The following is a 21,046-nucleotide window of genomic DNA, read 5'->3' as shown; positions in this document are numbered from 1 at the left end:
AGGGTTTTCGGTTTTAGCCCCGTTTAAAGCGGCCAAAACGTTTGTTGAAGCTTGCCACACGTCCTTCATTGCTGGTCTGACGTTGCTCACCCGTATAGAAAGGATGTGATGCACTCGAAATATCTAGTGTTACATAAGGATATGTTTTACCTTGATATTCTTTGGTTTGGCTCGAGTTCATCGTGCTGCCAATCACGAAATAGGCATCGGCATTGGTATCATGGAATAACACTTCACGATACTCGGGATGGATATCTGAACGCATATCTAACTTCCTCATGATTCTTGATTAAATGTTATAATGTAACATTTGATATTTCAAGTAATCTAGGGTTACAGCGTGTAAGCCTATCGTCTCAACTTAGCTTCGACTCGGTACCAGTTCTTCAAATACATCACTTAAATCATCATGTACTTTGAGATGAATCAGGTTCCAGTATTGTCCTGAAATTGTGCGATTCACCATCAAGGTATCAGGAGAGGGCTTAAATACATCCCAATATTTCAACGAAGGTTTCAGCAACTCCATCCCATCATGATGCGCTGAGTTTTCGGCAAAATCATAGTCAGTGACCAGAGGACGCATGAGCACTTCCAGCCATTGTTCATACAATTCTTTTGGGAACTTTCCAGTTTCAGTCAAGGAATGCAGCGCATCCAGCTGTTGCTCGATCACGGGAATATTCTTCTCGCGTGCAGCATGGATCAGTTCCCTAAAATGTCCAATCACTTCAGTCGATAAGGTTTTGACGCCACCATAGTCATAAACAATCACAGAGCCATCTTCACGAAATGCAAAGTTGCCTGGATGCGGGTCACAGTGAAAGCGTTTCAGATAAAAAATTTCCTGACCAATGGCGCGGAAGAGGCGGCGGCCTAAAGCATTTCGGGTTTCGAGTGGCCAAGTGCTGGCAGTTTCGATACTTTCACCAAGCTCTTGGCTTAAGGTCAAAATATGTCGCGATGAATACTCATGAAACACTTTCGGAATCACAATTTTATTGTCCAGAGGCTCATGGAAGGCACGGGCGATTTCCAGATTCTGGGCTTCAATTTCATAGTTCAGCTCATTGTCCAGACTGTGCTGAATTTCTTTAAATAATTGATCTTGAAGTTTACGGTCAATCTTTAAGACGCCCATCATGCGCAGTGCCAGACGAACTTGTTTCAGGTCGCTTTCGCAGGCTTCATCCACACCAGGATATTGTACTTTGACCACAACTTGCTGGCCATTCGGTAGGGTGGCTTTATGCACCTGACCAATCGAGGCCGCGGCAAATGGCTGCTCATCAAACTGCTGGAAAAGTTGCTGTAAAGGTTTACCCAATTCTTTTTCCACTTGTGCCTGAATTTCTTTAAACGGCATCGGTGGCGCCTGACGCTGTAACTTGGCAATGGCTTTAGCGACTTCGGGCGGGAAAACATCTTTATATTGAGAGGCGATCTGGCCAACTTTCATGACTGCGCCTTTCATTTCCCCCAAGGTATCCGCAATCTGCACACCAATATCCTGAAATAATTTACTGCGCGCAGTGTTTTTCTGCTCGTCATCGGCAGTTAAATTTTTAATGGAATTGGAGAGGGTTTTACCTGCAATACTTGCGGTCATTCCGGCAAGTTTCATAAAGCGACGACCGGGTGTGCTAGCCGTTTTTGCCATGCGAGATTCCTTGAAACCAACTATGAATGGATGTATTTGATCATAGGTGACAACGGTTCAATTGCCTAGATTTAATTGTAGAGGTTGTGTTGTGATTTCCTTCAGCTTCTCCATGTTTAATGCATCATCTTTGATTTGTTAAAAGATTTATCTTTATTGCTTGCGTTTAAACTATAAGAATATGCCGGAATCCGTCATCGTTTTAGATAAGACCGAGTACTAATTCTGAATGTTGTTTTATAGCTAAAAGCTTAGAATAAACAGAGTATAGTAATGAAGAAAATTCAATGAAAGTCTATCGATATTTTACCGGGAAAGATGATGTACATTTTTGTGCGCGGGTGACCCGTGCCTTAAATGAAGGTTATGAGCTATATGGTTCACCCACCATGACTTTTAATGGTACGGATGTAATTGTGGGGCAGGTGGTGATTAAAGATGTAGTGGATGAATCTGAGATTCCACAAGGATTAAAAAATGCGCTGGATCTTTAATCTCAGCGCATTTTCTAGCTTAAATTAATCAAATAAAAGTGTTTAGTTGTTTAGACTTAAGCGTTTATTATTGCCATATAAACGGCCCAATAAAAGTATACAAGCTACGCTGAGGCCTACAATCAGGCCAACCCAGACACCGGCGGCGCCCATGTCGGTAAAGCGGGACAAATACACCCCGACCGGGAAGGCGATGACCCAGTAAGCCAGCATGGTAATCCACATTGGCCCCTTGGTATCCTGCATGCCGCGCAGACAACCTGCCGCACTGATCTGCCAGGCATCCATCAGCTGATAGGCAATGGCAAACAGAATCAGATACACCGCAATTTGGGTCACGATCAGATCTGAGGTGTAGAGTGCTACGATTTCATTGCGGAAAACCCAAAGCAGAATCATGGTCAGGACCGCCAGAATAGTGGCAGTAATCAGGCCGAGATATTGTACTTTACGCATGGCTTGCCAGTTCTGTTCACCATAGTAGGTGCCAACCCGAATGGTCAGGGCAATCGCCAGTGACATGGGAATCATGAACAGTTGTGAAGTGACAGAAATAGCAATCTGATGGGCAGCGACAATGGTCTCTCCCAAGGGACTCAGCACAATTGCAGCAGTACTGAAAATACTGACCTCAAAAAAAATTGCCAATCCGATTGGAAAGCCAAGCTGTAAGATGCGCTTCATCCATTCCGGGTTGATTTTTTCCCAATGGGTAAAAGGCTGGGTACGTTGATAGGCCTTATTTTTAAAGATATACAACGCGAGGGTGATGACCATTAGCCACTGTAAAATCGCCGTGGCAAACCCACAGCCTGCACTGCCTAGGGCCGGAACAGGGCCAATACCATACATAAAGATATAGTTCAGCGGAACTAGCAAGACCAGCGCCAATAAACTAATCACGGTCACCGGACGCGGATTTCCAATCGCTTCAGAATAGCCGCGTAAGGCCGCATACATGGTTACCGCTGGCATACCAAAACCAATCGCATGCAGAAATAAACCGGCTTTAGGTTGTAAGCTTTCCGGTACACCTAAAAGTGGCAAAGTGGCCGGCAAGAGTTGCAAAATCAAGCCGGCAATTACCCCAAGAATCAGGGCAACCCAAAGCGATTGACGTGCAATGGTGGCAATTTTTTCAGGTGTGCGTGCGCCATTGGCCTCAGCAACCAAAGGCGTCGTGGCAATCATAATGCCACTAAACAGCAGCATCACCGGAATCCAGAGTCCTACTCCGACGGCAATCGCGGCAAGATCGGTAGCAGACAGGTGACCGGCCATAATGGTATCAATCAGACCCAGACCAGCCTGAGAAAATTGGGTCACCAGAATGGGTAACATCAGATGAAACAGTTTTTTTAATTCAAAACCAAAGGTTGTGACTGGTGAAACATTCGACACAAAAATTACTCATCGTGATCATGTGCTTAAATAGAAGGTTTAGCGTTGTAAAGTGAGAAGCACACCAATAAAAATTACCACGCCGCCTAAAAGACGTTGCCAATTAATCGGCACTTTTTCATTACCCAATAATCCCAGATGATCGACCAGCATCGACATCACCATCTGACCAAAAATAATGAGACCGCTAAGAACCAGAAAGCCAAGTTTGGGCGCTGCATAAATGCTCATGCTAATCGCGTATACACCCACGATGCCCCCGAGCCATAAATACCAGGGAACACTCATCAGTTCCTGTAAACCGGGTTTGGGATTGGACTGAAAAAGTACGATTACGGCGAGCACTATTGTACCAATCAAAAAGGAAAAAAATGCAGCTTGAATAGGAGAATATAAATATTCTTTTAGTTGTGTATTAATTGCGGTCTGGAGTGTCAATAAAACACCGATTGCAAAAACCAAAGGAAGTAAAATAATAAGTTGAGAAGATATTTTCATAATTTTAACTGACTAATTCTATTTAAATTTTTAGGCATATCACACGATCAAATTTAATTTTAGCAGTGTTGCCGCCGAGTCATGTTAAAATTCGGCTATATCTTGTAATCGTTTTTGAGTAGTTCTTTGGCTGAATTGAATCCTGCTGCTGTCCCTTTGTCCTTATATATTCATATGCCTTGGTGTGTGCGCAAATGTCCTTATTGTGACTTCAATTCGCATGCGGTTCCGGATGGTCAATTATCACTGGAATTGGAACAGGAATATTTACGAGCACTGGTGGAAGACTTTAAAACTCAGGTCGATTTTGCCCAAGGCCGGCAGATTCACAGTGTCTTTATTGGTGGGGGGACGCCGTCACTGATTTCTGCCCTAGGCTATCAATGGTTATTTGATCAGCTCAAAGCCGTTATTCCCTTTGCCGAAGGCTGTGAGATTACGCTGGAAGCCAATCCCGGCACAGTCGAACATGATCCGTTTGCCGGTTATTTGCAGGCCGGAATTAACCGTCTGTCGATTGGGGTACAGAGTTTTAATACCGAGCATCTCAAGCGTTTGGGACGAATTCACAGCAATGAAGATGCGATTTCTGCCATTGGGCTGGCACGTGAAGCTGGGTTTCAGCGGATTAATGTCGACTTGATGCATGGTTTGCCTGAACAGACTTTAGAACAGGCTTTGCATGATTTAAAACTGGCAGTGGAGCAGGGCGCAACCCATATTTCCTGGTATCAGCTGACGATTGAACCCAATACGGTATTTTTCCGGACTCAACCGATTTTGCCTGTCGATGAAGTATTGGAAGATATTCAGGAGCAGGGTGAGCTCTACTTAAAAGCTCAAGGCTTTATCAACTATGAAGTTTCGGCTTGGCGTAAAGAATTGCCTTCAGCGCATAATCTGAATTACTGGCAGTTTGGTGATTATCTGGCAATTGGTGCCGGAGCACATGGCAAAGTCACTCAGCCGGATGGCGTGTATCGGTTCCAGAAAACCCGTTTACCTAAAGACTACTTAGCCAAAGTACCTGCTGAACATCTGCAGTTTAAGCGGATTGAAGATGCTGACATGCCCTTTGAGTTTATGATGAATGCGTTACGTTTAAATCAGGGTGTGGAAGCCAAACTCTATGCCGAACGTACCGGTTTGAGTCTAGATACTTTACAGGAGTTACTGAGCTCTTTACGTGACAGAAAATTAATGGTTGATGATCAAGACCGGCTTTCATGTACCGAACAGGGACATATCTTTTTAAATTCGGTATTAGAAGAATTTCTTTAATTATTTAATTTCTCCATTGTTCTAAAAGAAACCCTAATAGGAGTTTATTGGGGTTTTTTATTGCCTTAAATAAAATGCCTAAAGTCTGATTGACGCTTTCTTAAAGAGAAGTTTTCTGAGAATATTCAAAGATTAAATTAAATGAATATTATAATTTCTAGAGGGTGGGCAGGTGGATACATTATGGGCTTTTCAACAGATGGATTTAACCGATACCCGATTCTTTATTTTTGATAGTAAAAGTGATCATCTGGTTTATGAAGATCGGGACTTTAAAGAATATCATTGGTGTCAACGGCATTTTAAAATTGACCCCTTTTACCTTAAAAATGGCGAAGTAAAATTGACCCCTTTGATCTCGTATTAAGTTTCAACCTGCGGCTGAATCCCAATTCTTTTTTTATCCTTCAAACGATAACTCTCACCCGATATCTGTACCACATGACAGTGATGTAATAGCCGATCTAACATCGCAGCGGTCAACGTAACATCATCCGCAAATGACTTAGACCATTGGCTAAAGGGTAAGTTACTCGTCAATATCGTACTGCCTTTTTCATAACGCTTGGCAATCACGTTAAAGAACAGATTCGCTTCTTCACGTCCAAACGGTAAATAACCAATTTCATCGATAATCAGTAACTTTGGTCCCAGTACCGCACGTTGCATATAGGTTTTCAGTTTACCTTGCTGGTAGGCTGTACTTAGTTGCAGCATGAGATCGGCGGCGGTAATGAACTTGATCTTAATGTTGTTCATGATGGCCTTATAGCCTAATGCCATAGATAAGTGCGTTTTTCCTACTCCGCTAGCCCCGAGAAACACCACATTTTCTGCTCTAGCAATAAAGCTCAGATTGAACAGTTCAATCACCTGTGATTTAGGGGCCCCTAGGGCATAATTAAAATCATAGTCTTCCAGGGTTTTGACTTGAGGCAGGCCTGAGAGTTTCATCAGTACCTGCTGGCTGCGCTGTTGCCTGGCAGCATATTCATGCGTCAAGATCGCTTCAACAAAGTCGGCATAACTTCCATCCTGACCTAATGTTTGTTGTGCATGATGTGACCATTGTGATGCGATGGCAGGCAGATTGAGCTTTTGGCAAAGCTGCTCTATACGGTCGTATTGCAGATTCATCAGGAAACTCCCAGCAACTGGTCATATACCGATAAGGGATGCTGCAAACTCTCGTAGGGCATGACATGCTTTGCTGCTGCAACAGGTACAGTGCTGGAACCTGTATCTGATTGCGGTAATGGCGTAAATTTTTGCTGCTCCTGTTGCAGTCGAACAGCCGGTTTTTCTTGCGTGGTGGCATGAATCCGCTGATTGGCGGTTTCATGCAGCCACCGGCCAATATGGGCATTGGCGACATCAACATCTAACAGTAAACCCGAAGTCTTCAGGCTTGCTTTTAATGGCACAATAAAGCTTGATTTGAGGTATCCATTAAAGCGTTCAACTTTGCCTTTGGTCTGTGCACGGTAGGGCTTACATACGCGAGGACGAAAGCTGTATTTCTTGGCGCAGTCGAGCAGTTTGGGGTTCCATTTATGCTGCCCCTCCTGATAGGCATCCCGTTCAATCATGATCGTTTTAGCGTTATCAAACAGGATTTCTTGAGGTACTCCTGCAAAGAACTGAAATGCATTTTCCAGACCATCGATCCATGCATCCGTACGTTCATGATCATAAAATTTCACGAAAGTCGCTCTGGAATACCCTAATGTTGCGACAAAGGCTTTTAAAGTCGTGTTGTTGCGTCGAATTGTGGTGAAATCCACCTGCATTTGTTGGCCAGGTTGGGTTTCAAAACGAATGATCGGTTCCGGTTGAGCAACTGGTTTTAATGTTGCAAGATATTCCCTCAAGATCCTGATCTTTCCTGGATATCCCAACCTTAAAATTTCCTGGTAGAGCACAACAGCAGGAATCCATTCAGGATGAGCTGCGTTTACACGTTGGAGTAAATAGGGTTTATATGGGTCAAGGATACTTATTCTAGGCTGTATACGCTGATACTGAGGTGTGGTGTTTTGCCGTAAATATTTACGCACAGTATTTCTGGACACCCCCAGTTCACGAGTAATGGCTTTAATAGATTTACCTTGTTGATGAAGTATTTGGATTGTCACTGCTTGCTCCAAAGTTAACATATTGAGCAGTCCAAAATGACCGCTATATTAACCAAGGGGGTCAGTTTTTAAATGCCATTAGGGGGTCATTTTTACACTGCCGCTAACATTGGGATCAGTCTAAATATAATCGAGTCAGGGAAGGGGATTTCTTTTTATATCGACGACCGCAAAAAGCCTCTGAAATTAAAAATCAATTCTATCTTTATGGTGCAGGCTGTATAGCCAAGATTATTGCACCTACTGCCATTCCTCAAAATCATCAAAAACGCCAAACCAAACCGGTCTTTGCGGAAGTGATTGATGGTATACGTTTTATAGATCCTATTCTGCAGTCCGATTTGGAAGATTTTCAATGGACTTTTAAACCACGCGGAAATACTTGGGCACATTTTTTTCAACAATATGGCATGAATGAGATCACGGCAGATGATTTTTGGCGATTACTTAAATTAGCGGGAAGAGGAGAAAAACAGGACACTTTACTAGATACGCATTTGCGTCAAGAAATCCTTGATTATAGTGTTGAAGATCAATATGCAAGGGTAAAGGTTCGCGGTTCGCCACACCAGAAATTTGCTTTACAAGTTAAACTTAATTATCAATATCAATGTGCGATCTCAGGCATTAAGGCCAAAGCCTTTTTAGTGGCTTCTCATATCGTACCCTGGTCTGAAAATCAGGCACATCGAAAAAATCCGCGTAATGGAATTTGTTTATCTTCTTTATTGGATCAAGCTTTCGATCAGGGATTTATCACGTTGGATGAAGGGCTTAAAGTGTGTATCGCGAATCAGGCCAAGCAAGATGCGAGTTTATACGCCTATTTAAAACCCTATCACGGTAAGCGAATCGACGTACCAAAACGTTTTGCCCCTGATCCGGTATTTTTAGCCTGGCATAGAGCACACCGTTTTTTAGATCAACCCAATGATCTTTAAAAACTAGAGCGGTATGAGAAAATGATAGGCACAAAAAAAGCACTCTAAGAGTGCTTTTTTTCAATATCTTGCTTCTAAATTATAGAGCAACGATATTTACAGCTGTAGGGCCTTTTTGACCTTGAGCTACGCTGAAAGAAACCTTTTGGCCTTCAACTAAAGTTTTGAAACCTGAACCAGTGATTTCGCTGAAGTGAGCAAAAACGTCTGGACCTGATTCTTGTTGAATGAAACCGAAACCTTTAGTTTCGTTGAACCATTTTACTGTACCGTTAACTGTATTAGACATAATATAACCTATTGAATCGTATGAATTTATAGCCAAAATTTCAGATGACTAACTGTAACTTTGAAAAATAAAAAGGATGGAGCTTTTTGATCTGTAATACGAAGGTTTATGACTAAAACTGCGATACTTAAAAGAAGACTAACCAAAACAAGAATTTTTCTAGTTGGGATTATCATACCGCTTATTTTCAGATATACAAGCGTTTTATTTGGCTAATTTATTAGGATGTTGAAAAATATAAAATTAAATTTGTATATTTTCTATCCAGAAAGGTTTTTTAAGTTAAACAAGGGTATCTACATCAATAAAAAGAGCGCCGAAGCGCCCTTTTTAACTCAATTTACAGCTTAGTAGTCAAAGCTAAAGTGTTCTGGTGCCAGTGCCGTCATGGTTTTAGAGGGATTCACCATCGCTTCAGCATGACCTTGAGTACGTGGCAGAATACGTTCAAAGTAGAAATCAGCAGTTTTGATTTTCGCTTTATAGAATTCTGGAACTTCCGTACCGTCATTAGAAGCTAGTTTGGCTGAAGCGACTGCAGCTTGCTGTGCCCAGAAGTAGGCCATCATCACATAACCGGAGAACATCAGGAAATCGACTGATGCAGAAGAAACGATGTCGCGGTCCTTACGTGCAGCCAGCATGATACGCACAGTTAGTGCATTCCACTGTGCACAGAGCTTGGTCAAATCCCAGGCAAAGCGGCGCATATATTTATTACGTGCATGCTGACCGCAGAATTTCAGGATTTCAGCAGTGTAATCACGAATCACTTTACCTTTCGAGGTTAACAGCACTTTACGGCCAATCAGATCCAGTGCCTGAACACCTGTTGTGCCTTCATACAGGGTAGAGATACGTGAGTCACGTACGATCTGTTCCATGCCCCATTCTTTGATATAGCCATGTCCACCGAAGACTTGCATACCGTGATTTGATGCCTCATAACCCATTTCGGTCAGGAAGCCTTTCAGGATTGGAGTATAGAACCCAAGATGGTCATCATGCTGTTCAAATGCTGCAGTATCGCCACGCAGCAAAGCATCATTCATGTTGTCGGCAATTTTTGCTGCATGATAAATCATGGCACGGCCACCTTCAGCAATGGCTTTTTGCGTCAATAGCATACGGCGGACATCAGCATGGTGAATGATCGCATCCGCTACTTTTTCCGGATCTTTTTTGCCAGACAGGGCGCGCATTGACATACGCTCTTTGGCATACGGTAAAGCACCCTGGAATGACAATTCAGCATGACAAATACCCTGAATCGCAGTACCAATACGCGCCGTGTTCATAAAGGTGAACATAGCGTGCAAGCCTTTATTCGGTTCGCCAATCAGGTAGCCAGTCGCATTGTCAAAATTCAGTACAGCCGTTGCTGAAGCGCGAATCCCCATTTTGTGTTCAATCGAACCGCAGTTCACTGGATTACGCTCGCCGATCCCGCCATCTGCAGCAGCAATAAATTTCGGTACGATAAACAGAGAAATCCCTTTGGTACCTTGCGGCGCATCTGGAAGGCGTGCCAGTACGATATGTACGATATTTTCAGTCAGGTCGTGCTCACCTGCGGAAATAAAGATTTTGGTGCCTGAAATGGCATAGCTGCCATCTTCTTTCGGCTCTGCTTTGGTCTTAACTTGACCCAAGTCAGTACCACATTGCGGCTCAGTCAGACACATGGTGCCCGCCCAAGTTCCTGCAACTAAGTGAGGCAGATACGTGTTTTTCTGCTCATCGGTACCGTATTGTATGATGGTATTGATACAGCCCACACTTAAACCCGGATACATCTGGAATGACCAGTTTGCAGTCCCCATCATTTCCGATTTGATCAGGTTTAAAGACATTGGCAGGTTTTGGCCACCAAATTCTTCAGGATAAGACAGACCTTGCCAGCCACCTTGTACGAACTGGTCGTAAGCTTCTTTAAAGCCTTTCGGTGTTTTTACTTCGCCATTTTCAAAATGACAGCCTTCTTCATCACCGCTTTGATTCAACGGCGACAGTACATTTTCACAGAAATCTGCAGCGCCTTCTAAGATCATATCTACCGTGTCGGCATCGGCATATTCACCATTCGACAAATTCTGGTAGTGCGCAGGGTAGTCAAGCACTTCATTCATAAGGAAGCGAATGTCGTGTAAAGGGGCTTTATATGCTGGCATGCGTTTAATCCTGATTGAAATTAGTTTTGGATTATCTGTATCGATTCTTTGATTATTCACATTCGGGATAAAAAAACATTGATGAATTCAGTGAATAAAAATGTCAGAAAAGCTAATCGATTTTTAAGGCTAATGAATGAAATCATCGAATTTCATCATTAGGTGTTTACATTACAGGAAGATTAAAAACTTGTTATATCAATGGAATTTAATGAGTTAAAAGGTGATTTGTCCAGTATATTTTTGTATGAATTGTGCTCGGATTCAGGTGGCAAAATAACTCATTTTAAAATGTCATTAAAACCAATCCATGGTTTTTCAGCTTATAAAAAGTAGTAGGAGGGAAGTAAAGGGTTGCAGTTGCAACCCGAACTGAACTCATTAGAGAGATAGGGGTTTTAAAGAAACTCTTTTAAATCCGGTTTGATACCATTCCAGATGTAAAAAGATTCAATTGCTTGACCGACCAGCATGCCAAAACCTTCAGATGTCGGTACACCGCGTGCCTTGGCTTGATCCAGAAAGGAAGAAGGTTTGCCATAGGCCATTTCATAGGCCCGTTTAAACTGTAGCGTTTCCGGTAAAACCAGGGCATCACCGCTGAGACTGGCAGAAGTGGCATTAATCATCAAATCAAATTCACCGGCTAAAGTGTCTAGTGAAATCGCCTGTAATTCGACTTGCGGTACGGCATTCTGAAGATCAGCGACCAGTTGTTCCGCCCGTGCCAAGGTACGATTGGCGATCACGATTTTTTTCGCACCTGCCTGGGCTAGGGGATAGATTACACCACGCGTGGCACCGCCTGCACCAATAATTAAAATATCTGTATTTTCCAGTGGCCAATCTAGTGCTCGAATTGCTTCAACCAGTCCCTGACCATCGGTATTGTCGCCATGCAGCACACCATTTTCCATCCATAGCGTATTCACGGCTTTGGCAATTTTGGCCCGTTCACTCAGCACCTGACAGTGGGCAAAAGCCTGTTCTTTAAAGGGTACGGTGACATTCATGCCACTACCGCCATTGCTAAAGAATTCCTGAATGTTGGCTACGAAGCCATCCAGTGGCGCCAGACGCTTGGTGTAACTCAGGTCGACACCAGTTTTAGCAGCAAAGGCGTGATGCAATTCTGGAGAACGTGATTGTTCAATCGGGTTACCAATCACGGAAAATTGTTTGCTCATTTCACAATGTCCATGTGCGGAAATGACCATCAATATACGTGAAAAAGCGCAGAGACTAAAGCCTGCGCGATTTTAAATTGCTGTTAAGTGATCCGGGTTTTAGGAACTGCAAATATCCATAATATGTTCCGCAAACATCAGCGCCATACTGAGAACAACCCCAAACCCAGTCAGGATACTCACCAGAATAGCGGCGCCATCCAGAATCAGGTTGTGACTCAAAATTGCGGTACTCATCGCGCTGATGGCGAGAGCCAGAAAAAGCCAAAAGGCCAACACAGGTAGATTTAATTGAAGATTATGCATTGTTATTCTCACTAGACATCAAATGGAATGTGATCGATGTAGCGATAGGGTGCCGCGATCAAATCAGGTATTCCTATGCAGCAGTATAGAGGATATATCTATTAAAACAGCCCTCTATTTGAGGGCCGTTTGTATCATTTCATTGCATTGGATTTTAATTCTGTTAACCAGTCATGGGGTTTCAGGTAGTAATCTGTTAAACGTTTTTCTGGTGAGCCTTCATCCCATTCAGGGCGATATGACCATCCGGTAAGCGGGGGCAGGCTGACCAGAATAGATTCAATCCGGCCACCAGTCTGCAAACCAAACAGGGTGCCGCGGTCATAAACCAGATTGTATTCTACATAACGGCCGCGACGGTATAACTGAAACTCGCGTTGTGCTTCAGTATAAGGCTTATTCTGATTGCGCTGGAAAATCGGCAGAATGGCTTCCAGATACCCATTGCCTACAGCCTGCATATACTGGAAACAGGTTTCAAAATCCCATTGATTCAGATCATCAAAAAATAAACCACCCACACCGCGCTGCTCGTCACGATGTTTCAGATAAAAATAATCATCACACCATTGTTTATGTTCAGGATAAACATCTTCGCCAAATGGCGCACACAGATCATGCGCCGTTTGATGCCAGGACAATACATCTTCATCATTCGGATAAAACGGGGTCAGGTCAAAACCGCCACCAAACCACCAGATCGGATCCTGACCTTCTTTTTCTGCGACAAATAAACGCACGTTGGCATGTGAGGTGGGCACATTCGGGTTTTTCGGATGAATCACCAGCGATACCCCCATGGCCTGTGCTTTGGCGCCAGCAATATTGGGATGGCGTTCGGTCGCAGAAGCAGGTAGCTTGGAAATGTTGATGTGGGAGAACATTACCCCACCTTTTTCAATCACCGTACCATTTTGCAAAACACGTGAACGGCCACCACCACCTTCTGGACGCTCCCAGTCATCGATGATAAATTCGGCCGTACCGCCGCCAGCACGTTCCTGCTGTTCTAATGCTGCACAAATCCGTGCCTGCAAGTCGAGGAGAAATTCACGAACGTGTTGAATATCCGTAGATGTAGGATGCTGCATCAGAGCCCTCGTAGGGAAATAAAAAACTAACGACATCAAAGCATAAAATCAGTCAAAGATTAAGGTCTAATTTGGTGATGCAATTCATCAGCCTAGACATTACATTCCACTATTCATAAGCAGAATGCATCATTAAATCCGACTAAATGGCTAGGTTGAATTCTTTTTTCAAGCTCAGCACAATAACTCACAAGCGCTCATTGGCTTGAGCATTTCTCGACGGTAATAGGTGGGTCTCATGTCGGTACAGGTCAATTCCCTGATTCAAAAATACAATGTTCCCGGGCCACGCTATACCAGTTATCCCACTGTTCCGTATTGGGAAGAGCAGAATTTCTCGCTGGAACAATGGAAGCAAACGCTAAAAAAGTCTTTTGATGAATCCAATCAAAGCGAAGGTATTAGCTTGTATATCCACCTGCCATTTTGCGAAAGCCTGTGTACCTTCTGCGGGTGTCATAAGCGCGTGACCAAACGCCATGAAGTCGAACAACCTTATATTCAGGCACTGCTGAAAGAATGGGGTCTATATTGCGAGTTATTACAAGAAAAGCCCATCATTAAAGAGATTCATTTTGGTGGAGGAACGCCGACCTTTTTTTCAATGGCACATCTGGCTCAACTAATTCAAGGCATTCTGGCCAAAGCAGACGTAGCGCCTGAGTATGAATTCAGTTTCGAAGGTCATCCCAATAATACTACGCGTGAACATTTGCAGGGATTGTATGACCTGGGTTTTCGTCGGGTCAGTTATGGTGTGCAGGATTATAACGAAACCGTGCAAAAGGCGATTCACCGGATTCAGCCTTATGAAAATGTTAAACAGGTGACCGAATGGGCGCGAGAAATTGGCTATGAATCGATTTCCCATGATCTGGTCTTTGGTCTGCCATTTCAGAGTCTGGATGATGTTTTAAATACTATTGAACAAACCAATTCGCTCTTGCCGGACCGTCTGGCTTTATATAGCTATGCACATGTGCCCTGGATTAAAGGTAATGGTCAGCGCGGTTTTAAAGATGCCGATGTGCCCAAAGATGCGATCAAACGGGAATGCTATGAAGCGGGTAAAAAGAAACTTCTGGCACATGGCTATCATGAAATCGGTATGGATCATTTTGCCTTAGAGAAAGATGCGATGTACCAGTCCTTTCAAGCGGGAACATTGCACCGCAACTTTATGGGATACACAGCCTCTAAAACCCAGGTGATGATTGGGCTAGGCATTTCTTCAATCAGTGATAGCTGGTACAGCTTTGCGCAGAATGTGAAAACCATTGAAGAATATTATGAATGCCTGGCGCGCAATGAAATTCCGGTATTTAAAGGACATGTCTTAAATCAGGAAGATTTGATCATCCGGCAACATATTCTAAATTTGATGTGCAGCTTTAGCACCTCATGGAAAAATTCCGAGATGCTTTTCCCTGAAATTGATGAGGTTTTGGAACAGCTTGAGGAAATGGCACAGGATGGTTTGATTCAATTTTCAGACTCGTCAGTCACGATTCTGGAGAAAGGGAAACCATTTGTACGCAATATCTGTATGGCTTTTGATTTACGTTTAAAGCGACGGATGCCAGAAAGTCGGATTTTCTCCATGACGATTTAGAATCTCTTCCTAAGCTATAAAAATCCCTCCAAACCTTTCTTTAAAAAGGGAGGCTTACTTTCCCCTCTTTTTTAAAGAGGGGCTAGGGGAGATTCTTTAAAAATCATCTTTTTTATAAAGATGTGCCATGCGTTCGTGCTTGGTCTTGAGATATTGTTCATTAAAAGGGTTTAAACCCACAGTCAAAGGCACACGATCGATCACGTTAATCCCTTGTGCTTTTAAAGCCTCAATTTTAGAAGGGTTATTGGTCACCAGGCGTACTGCTTTCACCTGTAAATGATCCAGCATGATGCTACACATATCATACCGGCGTGCATCTGCGGGCAGGTTCAGCATTAAATTGGCATCTACGGTGTCATGTCCCTGATCTTGCAGAGCATAAGCGCGAATTTTATTGGTCAGGCCAATGCCACGACCTTCCTGACGCAAATACAGAATGACTCCGCGGCCCAATTCATTGATCAGTTTTAAAGTCGCTTGCAATTGCGGGCCACAGTCGCATTTGAGCGAAGCAAAGGCATCACCGGTTAAACATTCAGAATGCACACGCACCACTACAGGCTCATCTGATATTTCTTCAAGTCCTTTGGAAAGTGCGACATGTTCTTCGCCAGTCTCAGGGTCTTGAAATACAGTAATTTTAAATTCACCGTGAGCGGTAGGTAATCTTGACGTTGCGACAAATTCGATTGGCACAGCTGAACCCGTTAAATCCTGAAATTGGCTAAAGTATAGCGTAATGATTGAACATTGGTAGAATTGCAAAGTCGAAATTCTGCAATAGATTTTCTTTTTTGTAGAAAGCGAACGATAATAGTTGATAAATAGTAAGATTATTCAGGATAATCGTAGGCTGCAATTTTTTCACCCCGACGAGATCATTGTTTAATATTGCATCGCTAGAAGCGTAGCTGAATTGAAGCTGCTACAATTCAGCTATATGATCGGGTACTCCCCATTGACCTAGCTTTAGATTTGCCAGGCTTTAGAAGGCTTTGCCATAATATGCTGTATACAGAAATCCCAACTCAACGCCCTGTAACACCGTTGCTTGATGCGATCAATCATCCTGAGCAACTGCGTGCACTCGAGCAAAGCCAGCTAGAACAAGTGGCGGATGAGTTACGTCAATTCATTTTGTATGCTGCCGGGCAAAGTGGCGGACATTTTGGTGCCAACCTTGGTGTGATTGAACTCACCGTGGCCTTACACTATTGCTTTAATACGCCACATGATCGCCTGATCTGGGATGTAGGTCATCAGGCCTATCCGCATAAAGTGTTGACTGGGCGTCGTGAACAGCTCACCACTATTCGTGCCAAAGATGGTCTGGCAGCGTTCCCGGCTCGTGAAGAATCTGAATTTGATACCTTTGGGGTAGGGCATTCTTCGACGGCGATTTCTGCTGGCCTAGGTATGGCACTGGCACGTCGTTATCAGAATAATCCGTGTGAAGTTGTGTCGATTATTGGCGATGGTGCCATGACGGCAGGTATGGCTTTTGAAGCCTTGAATGATGCCGTGGCACACAGCGCTGATCTGATGGTGGTGCTGAACGACAATGATATGTCGATTTCTTGCAGTACTGGTGGTTTTGCCAAGCATTTAGCCGCAATTTGGGAGCGCGGTGAATTTGTTAATGTTACCGAACAGGGTGAGGCCTATGTACAGCCACATCCGGAATGGTTATATAACTCGCGTTTGCATAGTGCAGCGACCGATGCTGCAGACAACCTGTTTAAAGCCATTGGCTTTGACTATTTTGGCCCGTACGATGGTCATGATGTCAAACAGCTGGTGCATGTCTTTAATGCGCTGAAAAAGCGTAAAGGCCCACGCCTGATTCATGTCTATACTAAAAAAGGCAAAGGCTTTGCTCCGGCAGAATCCGATCAAATCAAATATCACGCGATTAGCAAAATCAACGCCGTTGCCGCCAGCAATACTGCACCGAAATATTCGGATGTATTTGGACAATGGCTTTGCGATGAAGCGGCACAAGATGCCCGTTTGCTCGCAATCACACCTGCGATGTGCGAAGGCTCAGGCATGGTCAAATTTGCCAAAGAATTTCCAGAACGTTTCTTTGATGTCGCGATTGCCGAACAGCATGCAGTTACCTTGGCTGCCGGTATGGCTTGTGAAGGCTTAAAGCCGGTGGTGGCGATTTATTCGACTTTCTTGCAACGTGGTTATGACCAACTGGTACATGACGTAGCCTTGCAGAATCTGGATGTCACCTTTGGTATTGATCGTGCCGGTCTGGTCGGTGAAGATGGCCCGACGCATGCCGGTGCATATGACTATGCCTATATGCGTACTATCCCGAATATCGTGATCATGGCGCCAAAAGATGAAAATGAATGCCGTCAAATGTTGCATACAGCGTATTTGTATCCAGGACCGGCAGCGGTACGTTATCCGCGTGGCAATGGACTGGGCGTCGAGATTCAGCAAAAGATGGTTGAGATTCCGATCGGTCAGGCGGAAATTGTGGCCAGTTTTAACGGGCAGTATGATGAATATATTTCTGTACTGGCATTTGGTAGCCGGGTACAGGCTGCAGTCGACGCTGCTGAAGCATTTGCCGTGAAACATGAGATTGGCGTGCGTGTGGTTAACATGCGTTTTGTCAAACCACTGGATACTCAAATGCTCGATGATCTCGCTTTAAGCACCAGTCTGTTTGTCACGGTGGAAGAACATGCAGTGATGGGCGGTGCGGGTAGTGCCGTGAATGAATATCTGGCAGAAGCGCAGATTGTCAAACCGATACTGAATTTGGGTCTGGATGATACATTTATGGCACAAGCGACTCATGCACAGATGTTACAGCAGGCGGGGCTGGATGCGCAAGGTATTGAAAAATCAATCAATCAGGCTTGGTCCAACCTAGGGCAAAGCGTCTTGTCATAATATCTTAAAAATTTTAGACACATTTTTCCCAAAAAAGCCCTGATATTTGCTAAGATATCGGGGCTTTTATGCATTATTCTTTATCAGTGTCTTCAAATTTGTAGTGGGTGTTCAATGGAACCTATGGTGGTGATGGCTGCGCGTGCGGCTCAGTTAGTTGGTCAAGAGCTTTTAAAAGCGCATCAGAATCGTCATAAACTCGATCTACAAGTCGAAGAAAAAGGAATTGATGGTCCGGTAACGCGTGTAGATCGTTATTTGGAACAGTTGACCATCGATACCCTACGTAAAAGCTATAAAAATCACAGTTTCCTTGGTGAAGAGTTTGGCTATCAGGAAGGTAAAGGTCATGACGCCGATTGGTGTTGGGTGATCGATCCGCTAGATGGTACTTTAAACTTCATTAACGGTTTCCCGCATTTCTGTATCTCTATCGCAGTTCAGCACAAAGGCATTACTCAACACGGGGTGATTTATGACCCGGTGAAAGATGAGCTATTCTCTGCCAGTCGTGGTCGTGGTGCCATGATGAACCAGCGCCGTATTCGTGTGAATGTTAAAGACAGCCTGGAAAATACCTTTATGGCTGTTGGTCACGCTTATCGTGCCAAGCGTAATGGCGAAGTTGTGTCTTATGCCAAGAACCATTTTCAAACCCTGTTAAACGTAACTGAAGCTGGCGCGCAATATCGTCGTTCAGGTTCTGCAGCATTGGATTTAGCCTATGTTGCTGCAGGTCGTTTCGATGGTTATTTCGAACTTGGTTTAAAGCCTTGGGATATCGCAGCTGGCGAATTGATCGTGAAAGAAGCAGGCGGTACTGTAGTTGATGCACGTGGTGGTAGCGACTCTATGGAAAATGGTCAAGTTTTGGCTTGTTCAATGAAAATGCTTAAGCCTTTAATGCAAGCAGTTGTTCCTGCTTGGGGCGAAGCAGCAAAATAATCGGGTTTAGATGAATCAGATCTAATATTGAGAAAAGGCGTCCTTCGGGATGCCTTTTTTATGCATGGAAATTTAAGTCGCGAGAGACTGATGCAAGATTGTTTGTCTATGCTTGAATACTGGAAATATCAGGTGAATTGGCGAAAAGTGACTTTTTATACCGCCTGTTACATTTTTTATTATATTTTAAGTATCAGAAATATATAGATAAATTAAGAATGAGGGAAATTAGTTTTAAAACTTAATGACATTGTGGAATATTCTGCTATAATTCCGCCACGCACTTAATTTCTGTTCTTTACCTGAACACTATCTTCTAATCATTGTATGCGCGTGCTGTCCATAGAGAGGACATATCCTTCGCGCCCCAATCGCTTAAGCGATTCCTTCAGGTTTGCGGCCGTAATCATGCGTGCGTTATATCCACATCGTCGTTACTCGGATCGCTGCTGAATCCTAATATTTTCAGCATTATTTGCTGTGCCGCTTTTTGCCGATGTCCATAATTGTTATTTATTAAATGGAGCACCCACTTCAGGGTGAATACTCTCTATGAGCAAAACTTTTGCTGATTTTTCCCTCGACGAATCTCTAACACAGGCTCTCGACGCTTTAGGCTTTACTACTCCTACTCCTGTACAAGAACAAGCGATTCCAGCTGCGCTTGAAGGCAAAGACCTTCTTGTGTCAAGCCAAACAGGTTCTGGTAAAACTGCTGCATTCTTACTGCCTACGTTAAATGCGTTGGCAAACCAAGATACATTAGTACCGTTTAAAGACCGTATGAAAGCGGTTACTCAACCGAATATTTTGGTGATTTCACCGACTCGTGAATTGGCACAACAGGTATGTCAAGACGCAATCGCATTTGTACGTCACATGAAAGGTGTTCGTATTGCAGCAATCATGGGCGGTATGCCTTTTGGTAAACAAATTCAACAGTTGAAAGGCGCGCAAGTTGTTGTTGCAACTCCAGGTCGTCTACTTGACTTGGTGAATCGTCGTCAAATCAAATTGGATAAAGTTGACGCGTTAATCGTCGATGAAGCTGACCGTATGCTTGACCTGGGCTTCTCTGAAGACTTAGAAGCAATTGGTGAGTTGGCTGCAAACCGCAAACAAACTCTTATGTTCTCTGCGACTTTTGCACCACGTATCATTACACTTGCAGAACGCATGATGAATGATCCAATGCGTATTTCGATCGAAACTGGTCACTCTACAAATACTGATATTACTCAGACTTTGCATTGGACTGACGGTTTCGAGCACAAGAAAAAACTTCTTACTCACTGGTTGAACGAAGAAGACGTTGATCAAGCAGTTGTATTTGCGTCAACTCAAGAAGACACAGATATGTTGGCTGAAGAACTTGCTGAAGCAGGTCTATCAGTTGTAGCACTTCACGGTGCTATGCCACAAACTGTTCGTAACCGTCGTTTACGTAGCATCCGTGAAGGTCGTGCGAAGATCTTGGTTGCAACTGACGTTGCAGCGCGTGGTCTTGACGTACCAACTATTTCACACGTAATTAACTTCGGTCTTCCAATGAAGAATGAAGACTATGTACACCGTATCGGTCGTACAGGTCGTGCGGGTCGTACTGGTAAAGCCATTACTTTGGCGACTTACCGTGAACGCGGTAAAATCCGTGCTTTGGAAGACTTCCTTGATGCGCGTCTAAACGTATCTGAAATTGAAGGTCTTGAGCCATCTCCACCTCCTGCACGTGGTAGCCGTGATGGCGCTGGTCGCGGTCGTGGCCGTGATGGCGGTCGTCGTGATGGCGGTCGTGGTGGTTTCGGTGGCGGTCGTCGTTTTGAAGGCGAAAGCAACTTCAAACGTCGTGAAGGCGGTGATGATCGTCCACGTCGTAGCTTCGATGACAAACCTCGTGGCGAACGTCCAGCATTTGGCGAAGATCGTCCACGTCGTGACTTTGGTGATCGTCCAGCTCCACGTCGTGAAGGCGGTTTCGGTGATCGTCCACAACGTTCGTTTGATGACCGTCCAAAGCGTGACTTCGGTGATCGTCCAGCTCCACGTCGTGAAGGCGGTTTCGGTGATCGTCCACAACGTTCGTTTGATGACCGTCCAAAGCGTGACTTCGGTGATC

Annotated in this window: 19 protein-coding genes; 7 read left to right on the top strand and 12 right to left on the bottom strand. The window is 44.0% G+C overall.

Annotation, left to right across the window (positions count from 1 at the left end):
- Positions 1-13: 13 nt before the first annotated feature.
- Both NI470_RS13645 and NI470_RS13640 read right to left on the bottom strand, forming a co-directional pair.
- A complete protein-coding gene (locus NI470_RS13645; protein ID WP_004732342.1) occupies positions 14-265 on the bottom strand; it encodes a type B 50S ribosomal protein L31 in 252 nt (83 codons plus the stop codon).
- Positions 266-361: 96 nt separating this feature from the next.
- Positions 362-1,660 carry an ABC1 kinase family protein gene (locus tag NI470_RS13640; protein WP_005248249.1) on the bottom strand — a complete coding sequence of 433 codons (1,299 nt, stop codon included), beginning with the start codon at positions 1,658-1,660 and terminating at the stop codon, positions 362-364.
- 287 nt (positions 1,661-1,947) lie between these two features.
- Between NI470_RS13640 and NI470_RS13635 the strand changes: the two genes are divergently transcribed.
- Positions 1,948-2,154 carry a DUF1737 domain-containing protein gene (locus NI470_RS13635; protein ID WP_004281552.1) on the top strand — a complete coding sequence of 69 codons (207 nt, stop codon included), beginning with the start codon at positions 1,948-1,950 and terminating at the stop codon, positions 2,152-2,154.
- A gap of 42 nt (positions 2,155-2,196) precedes the next feature.
- On the opposite strand, the gene NI470_RS13630 is transcribed toward NI470_RS13635, so the two are convergent.
- Both NI470_RS13630 and NI470_RS13625 read right to left on the bottom strand, forming a co-directional pair.
- On the bottom strand, positions 2,197-3,555 hold the full coding sequence (locus NI470_RS13630) for an MATE family efflux transporter (RefSeq protein WP_338149787.1): 1,359 nt from the start codon (positions 3,553-3,555) through the stop codon (positions 2,197-2,199).
- A 39-nt stretch (positions 3,556-3,594) separates the two neighbouring features.
- Positions 3,595-4,053 (bottom strand): DMT family transporter, encoded by a 459-nt coding sequence (locus NI470_RS13625; protein WP_180180590.1) that lies wholly within the window; start codon positions 4,051-4,053, stop codon positions 3,595-3,597.
- Positions 4,054-4,179: 126 nt separating this feature from the next.
- Between NI470_RS13625 and hemW the strand changes: the two genes are divergently transcribed.
- The gene (gene hemW / locus NI470_RS13620; protein WP_004732331.1) at positions 4,180-5,334 is read left to right on the top strand and encodes a radical SAM family heme chaperone HemW; all 1,155 of its coding nucleotides are present in this window, start codon (positions 4,180-4,182) and stop codon (positions 5,332-5,334) included.
- A gap of 363 nt (positions 5,335-5,697) precedes the next feature.
- On the opposite strand, the gene istB is transcribed toward hemW, so the two are convergent.
- Both istB and istA read right to left on the bottom strand, forming a co-directional pair.
- On the bottom strand, positions 5,698-6,471 hold the full coding sequence (gene istB, locus NI470_RS13615; protein ID WP_001053379.1) for an IS21-like element ISAba8 family helper ATPase IstB: 774 nt from the start codon (positions 6,469-6,471) through the stop codon (positions 5,698-5,700).
- Positions 6,471-7,490 carry an IS21-like element ISAba8 family transposase gene (istA, locus tag NI470_RS13610; RefSeq protein WP_253148707.1) on the bottom strand — a complete coding sequence of 340 codons (1,020 nt, stop codon included), beginning with the start codon at positions 7,488-7,490 and terminating at the stop codon, positions 6,471-6,473. The genes istB and istA overlap by 1 nt, the downstream gene beginning before the upstream one ends.
- Before the next feature lie 320 nt (positions 7,491-7,810).
- Between istA and NI470_RS13605 the strand changes: the two genes are divergently transcribed.
- Positions 7,811-8,410 carry an HNH endonuclease gene (locus NI470_RS13605; RefSeq protein ID WP_253148710.1) on the top strand — a complete coding sequence of 200 codons (600 nt, stop codon included), beginning with the start codon at positions 7,811-7,813 and terminating at the stop codon, positions 8,408-8,410.
- A gap of 79 nt (positions 8,411-8,489) precedes the next feature.
- Here NI470_RS13605 and NI470_RS13600 read toward each other — a convergent pair whose 3' ends face one another.
- The 5 genes from NI470_RS13600 to hemF form a co-directional block, all read right to left on the bottom strand.
- Complete coding sequence (locus NI470_RS13600; protein WP_004281542.1) at positions 8,490-8,699, bottom strand: cold-shock protein; 210 nt, start codon at positions 8,697-8,699, stop codon at positions 8,490-8,492.
- A gap of 347 nt (positions 8,700-9,046) precedes the next feature.
- Positions 9,047-10,870, bottom strand: a complete 1,824-nt coding sequence (locus NI470_RS13595) for an acyl-CoA dehydrogenase C-terminal domain-containing protein (RefSeq protein ID WP_253148712.1) — start codon at positions 10,868-10,870, stop codon at positions 9,047-9,049.
- 398 nt (positions 10,871-11,268) lie between these two features.
- Positions 11,269-12,057 carry a shikimate dehydrogenase gene (aroE, locus tag NI470_RS13590; RefSeq protein WP_005263792.1) on the bottom strand — a complete coding sequence of 263 codons (789 nt, stop codon included), beginning with the start codon at positions 12,055-12,057 and terminating at the stop codon, positions 11,269-11,271.
- Between the two features lie 99 nt (positions 12,058-12,156).
- Positions 12,157-12,363, bottom strand: coding sequence for a hypothetical protein (locus NI470_RS13585; RefSeq protein WP_004281539.1), 207 nt, complete (start codon positions 12,361-12,363; stop codon positions 12,157-12,159).
- A gap of 134 nt (positions 12,364-12,497) precedes the next feature.
- Positions 12,498-13,454 carry an oxygen-dependent coproporphyrinogen oxidase gene (gene hemF, locus NI470_RS13580; RefSeq protein WP_253148714.1) on the bottom strand — a complete coding sequence of 319 codons (957 nt, stop codon included), beginning with the start codon at positions 13,452-13,454 and terminating at the stop codon, positions 12,498-12,500.
- A 238-nt stretch (positions 13,455-13,692) separates the two neighbouring features.
- On the opposite strand from hemF, the gene hemN reads away from it, so the two are divergent.
- Positions 13,693-15,066: an oxygen-independent coproporphyrinogen III oxidase gene (gene hemN, locus NI470_RS13575; protein WP_253148716.1), complete on the top strand. Its 1,374-nt coding sequence runs from the start codon at positions 13,693-13,695 to the stop codon at positions 15,064-15,066.
- Positions 15,067-15,162: 96 nt separating this feature from the next.
- Here hemN and ribA read toward each other — a convergent pair whose 3' ends face one another.
- On the bottom strand, positions 15,163-15,765 hold the full coding sequence (ribA, locus tag NI470_RS13570; protein ID WP_253148719.1) for a GTP cyclohydrolase II: 603 nt from the start codon (positions 15,763-15,765) through the stop codon (positions 15,163-15,165).
- A 309-nt stretch (positions 15,766-16,074) separates the two neighbouring features.
- Between ribA and dxs the strand changes: the two genes are divergently transcribed.
- From dxs to NI470_RS13555, 3 genes are all read left to right on the top strand, one after another.
- Positions 16,075-17,985: a 1-deoxy-D-xylulose-5-phosphate synthase gene (dxs, locus tag NI470_RS13565; protein ID WP_253148720.1), complete on the top strand. Its 1,911-nt coding sequence runs from the start codon at positions 16,075-16,077 to the stop codon at positions 17,983-17,985.
- A gap of 114 nt (positions 17,986-18,099) precedes the next feature.
- Entirely contained in the window at positions 18,100-18,930 is an 831-nt protein-coding gene (locus tag NI470_RS13560) for an inositol monophosphatase family protein (RefSeq protein ID WP_004281534.1), read from the top strand.
- Between the two features lie 552 nt (positions 18,931-19,482).
- A partial coding sequence (locus NI470_RS13555; RefSeq protein ID WP_253148722.1) for a DEAD/DEAH box helicase occupies positions 19,483-21,046 on the top strand: 1,564 nt, incomplete at its 3' end.

Source organism: Acinetobacter lwoffii, from assembly GCF_024129115.1.
Classification (GTDB): domain Bacteria; phylum Pseudomonadota; class Gammaproteobacteria; order Pseudomonadales; family Moraxellaceae; genus Acinetobacter; species Acinetobacter lwoffii_T.
Note: the sequence above shows the minus strand (reverse complement) of the source record. Positions and strands in the feature narration are given on the sequence as shown.

Coding starts and splice junctions, on each gene's coding strand:
- hemF (WP_253148714.1), bottom strand. CDS start 13,454: ATGCAGCATCCTACATCTACGGATATTCAACACGTTCGTGAATTTCTC.
- dxs (WP_253148720.1), top strand. CDS start 16,075: ATGCTGTATACAGAAATCCCAACTCAACGCCCTGTAACACCGTTGCTT.
- hemN (WP_253148716.1), top strand. CDS start 13,693: ATGTCGGTACAGGTCAATTCCCTGATTCAAAAATACAATGTTCCCGGG.
- NI470_RS13595 (WP_253148712.1), bottom strand. CDS start 10,870: ATGCCAGCATATAAAGCCCCTTTACACGACATTCGCTTCCTTATGAAT.
- NI470_RS13560 (WP_004281534.1), top strand. CDS start 18,100: ATGGAACCTATGGTGGTGATGGCTGCGCGTGCGGCTCAGTTAGTTGGT.
- NI470_RS13600 (WP_004281542.1), bottom strand. CDS start 8,699: ATGTCTAATACAGTTAACGGTACAGTAAAATGGTTCAACGAAACTAAA.
- NI470_RS13640 (WP_005248249.1), bottom strand. CDS start 1,660: ATGGCAAAAACGGCTAGCACACCCGGTCGTCGCTTTATGAAACTTGCC.
- NI470_RS13635 (WP_004281552.1), top strand. CDS start 1,948: ATGAAAGTCTATCGATATTTTACCGGGAAAGATGATGTACATTTTTGT.
- istB (WP_001053379.1), bottom strand. CDS start 6,471: ATGAATCTGCAATACGACCGTATAGAGCAGCTTTGCCAAAAGCTCAAT.
- NI470_RS13625 (WP_180180590.1), bottom strand. CDS start 4,053: ATGAAAATATCTTCTCAACTTATTATTTTACTTCCTTTGGTTTTTGCA.
- NI470_RS13645 (WP_004732342.1), bottom strand. CDS start 265: ATGCGTTCAGATATCCATCCCGAGTATCGTGAAGTGTTATTCCATGAT.
- istA (WP_253148707.1), bottom strand. CDS start 7,490: ATGTTAACTTTGGAGCAAGCAGTGACAATCCAAATACTTCATCAACAA.
- aroE (WP_005263792.1), bottom strand. CDS start 12,057: ATGAGCAAACAATTTTCCGTGATTGGTAACCCGATTGAACAATCACGT.
- NI470_RS13585 (WP_004281539.1), bottom strand. CDS start 12,363: ATGCATAATCTTCAATTAAATCTACCTGTGTTGGCCTTTTGGCTTTTT.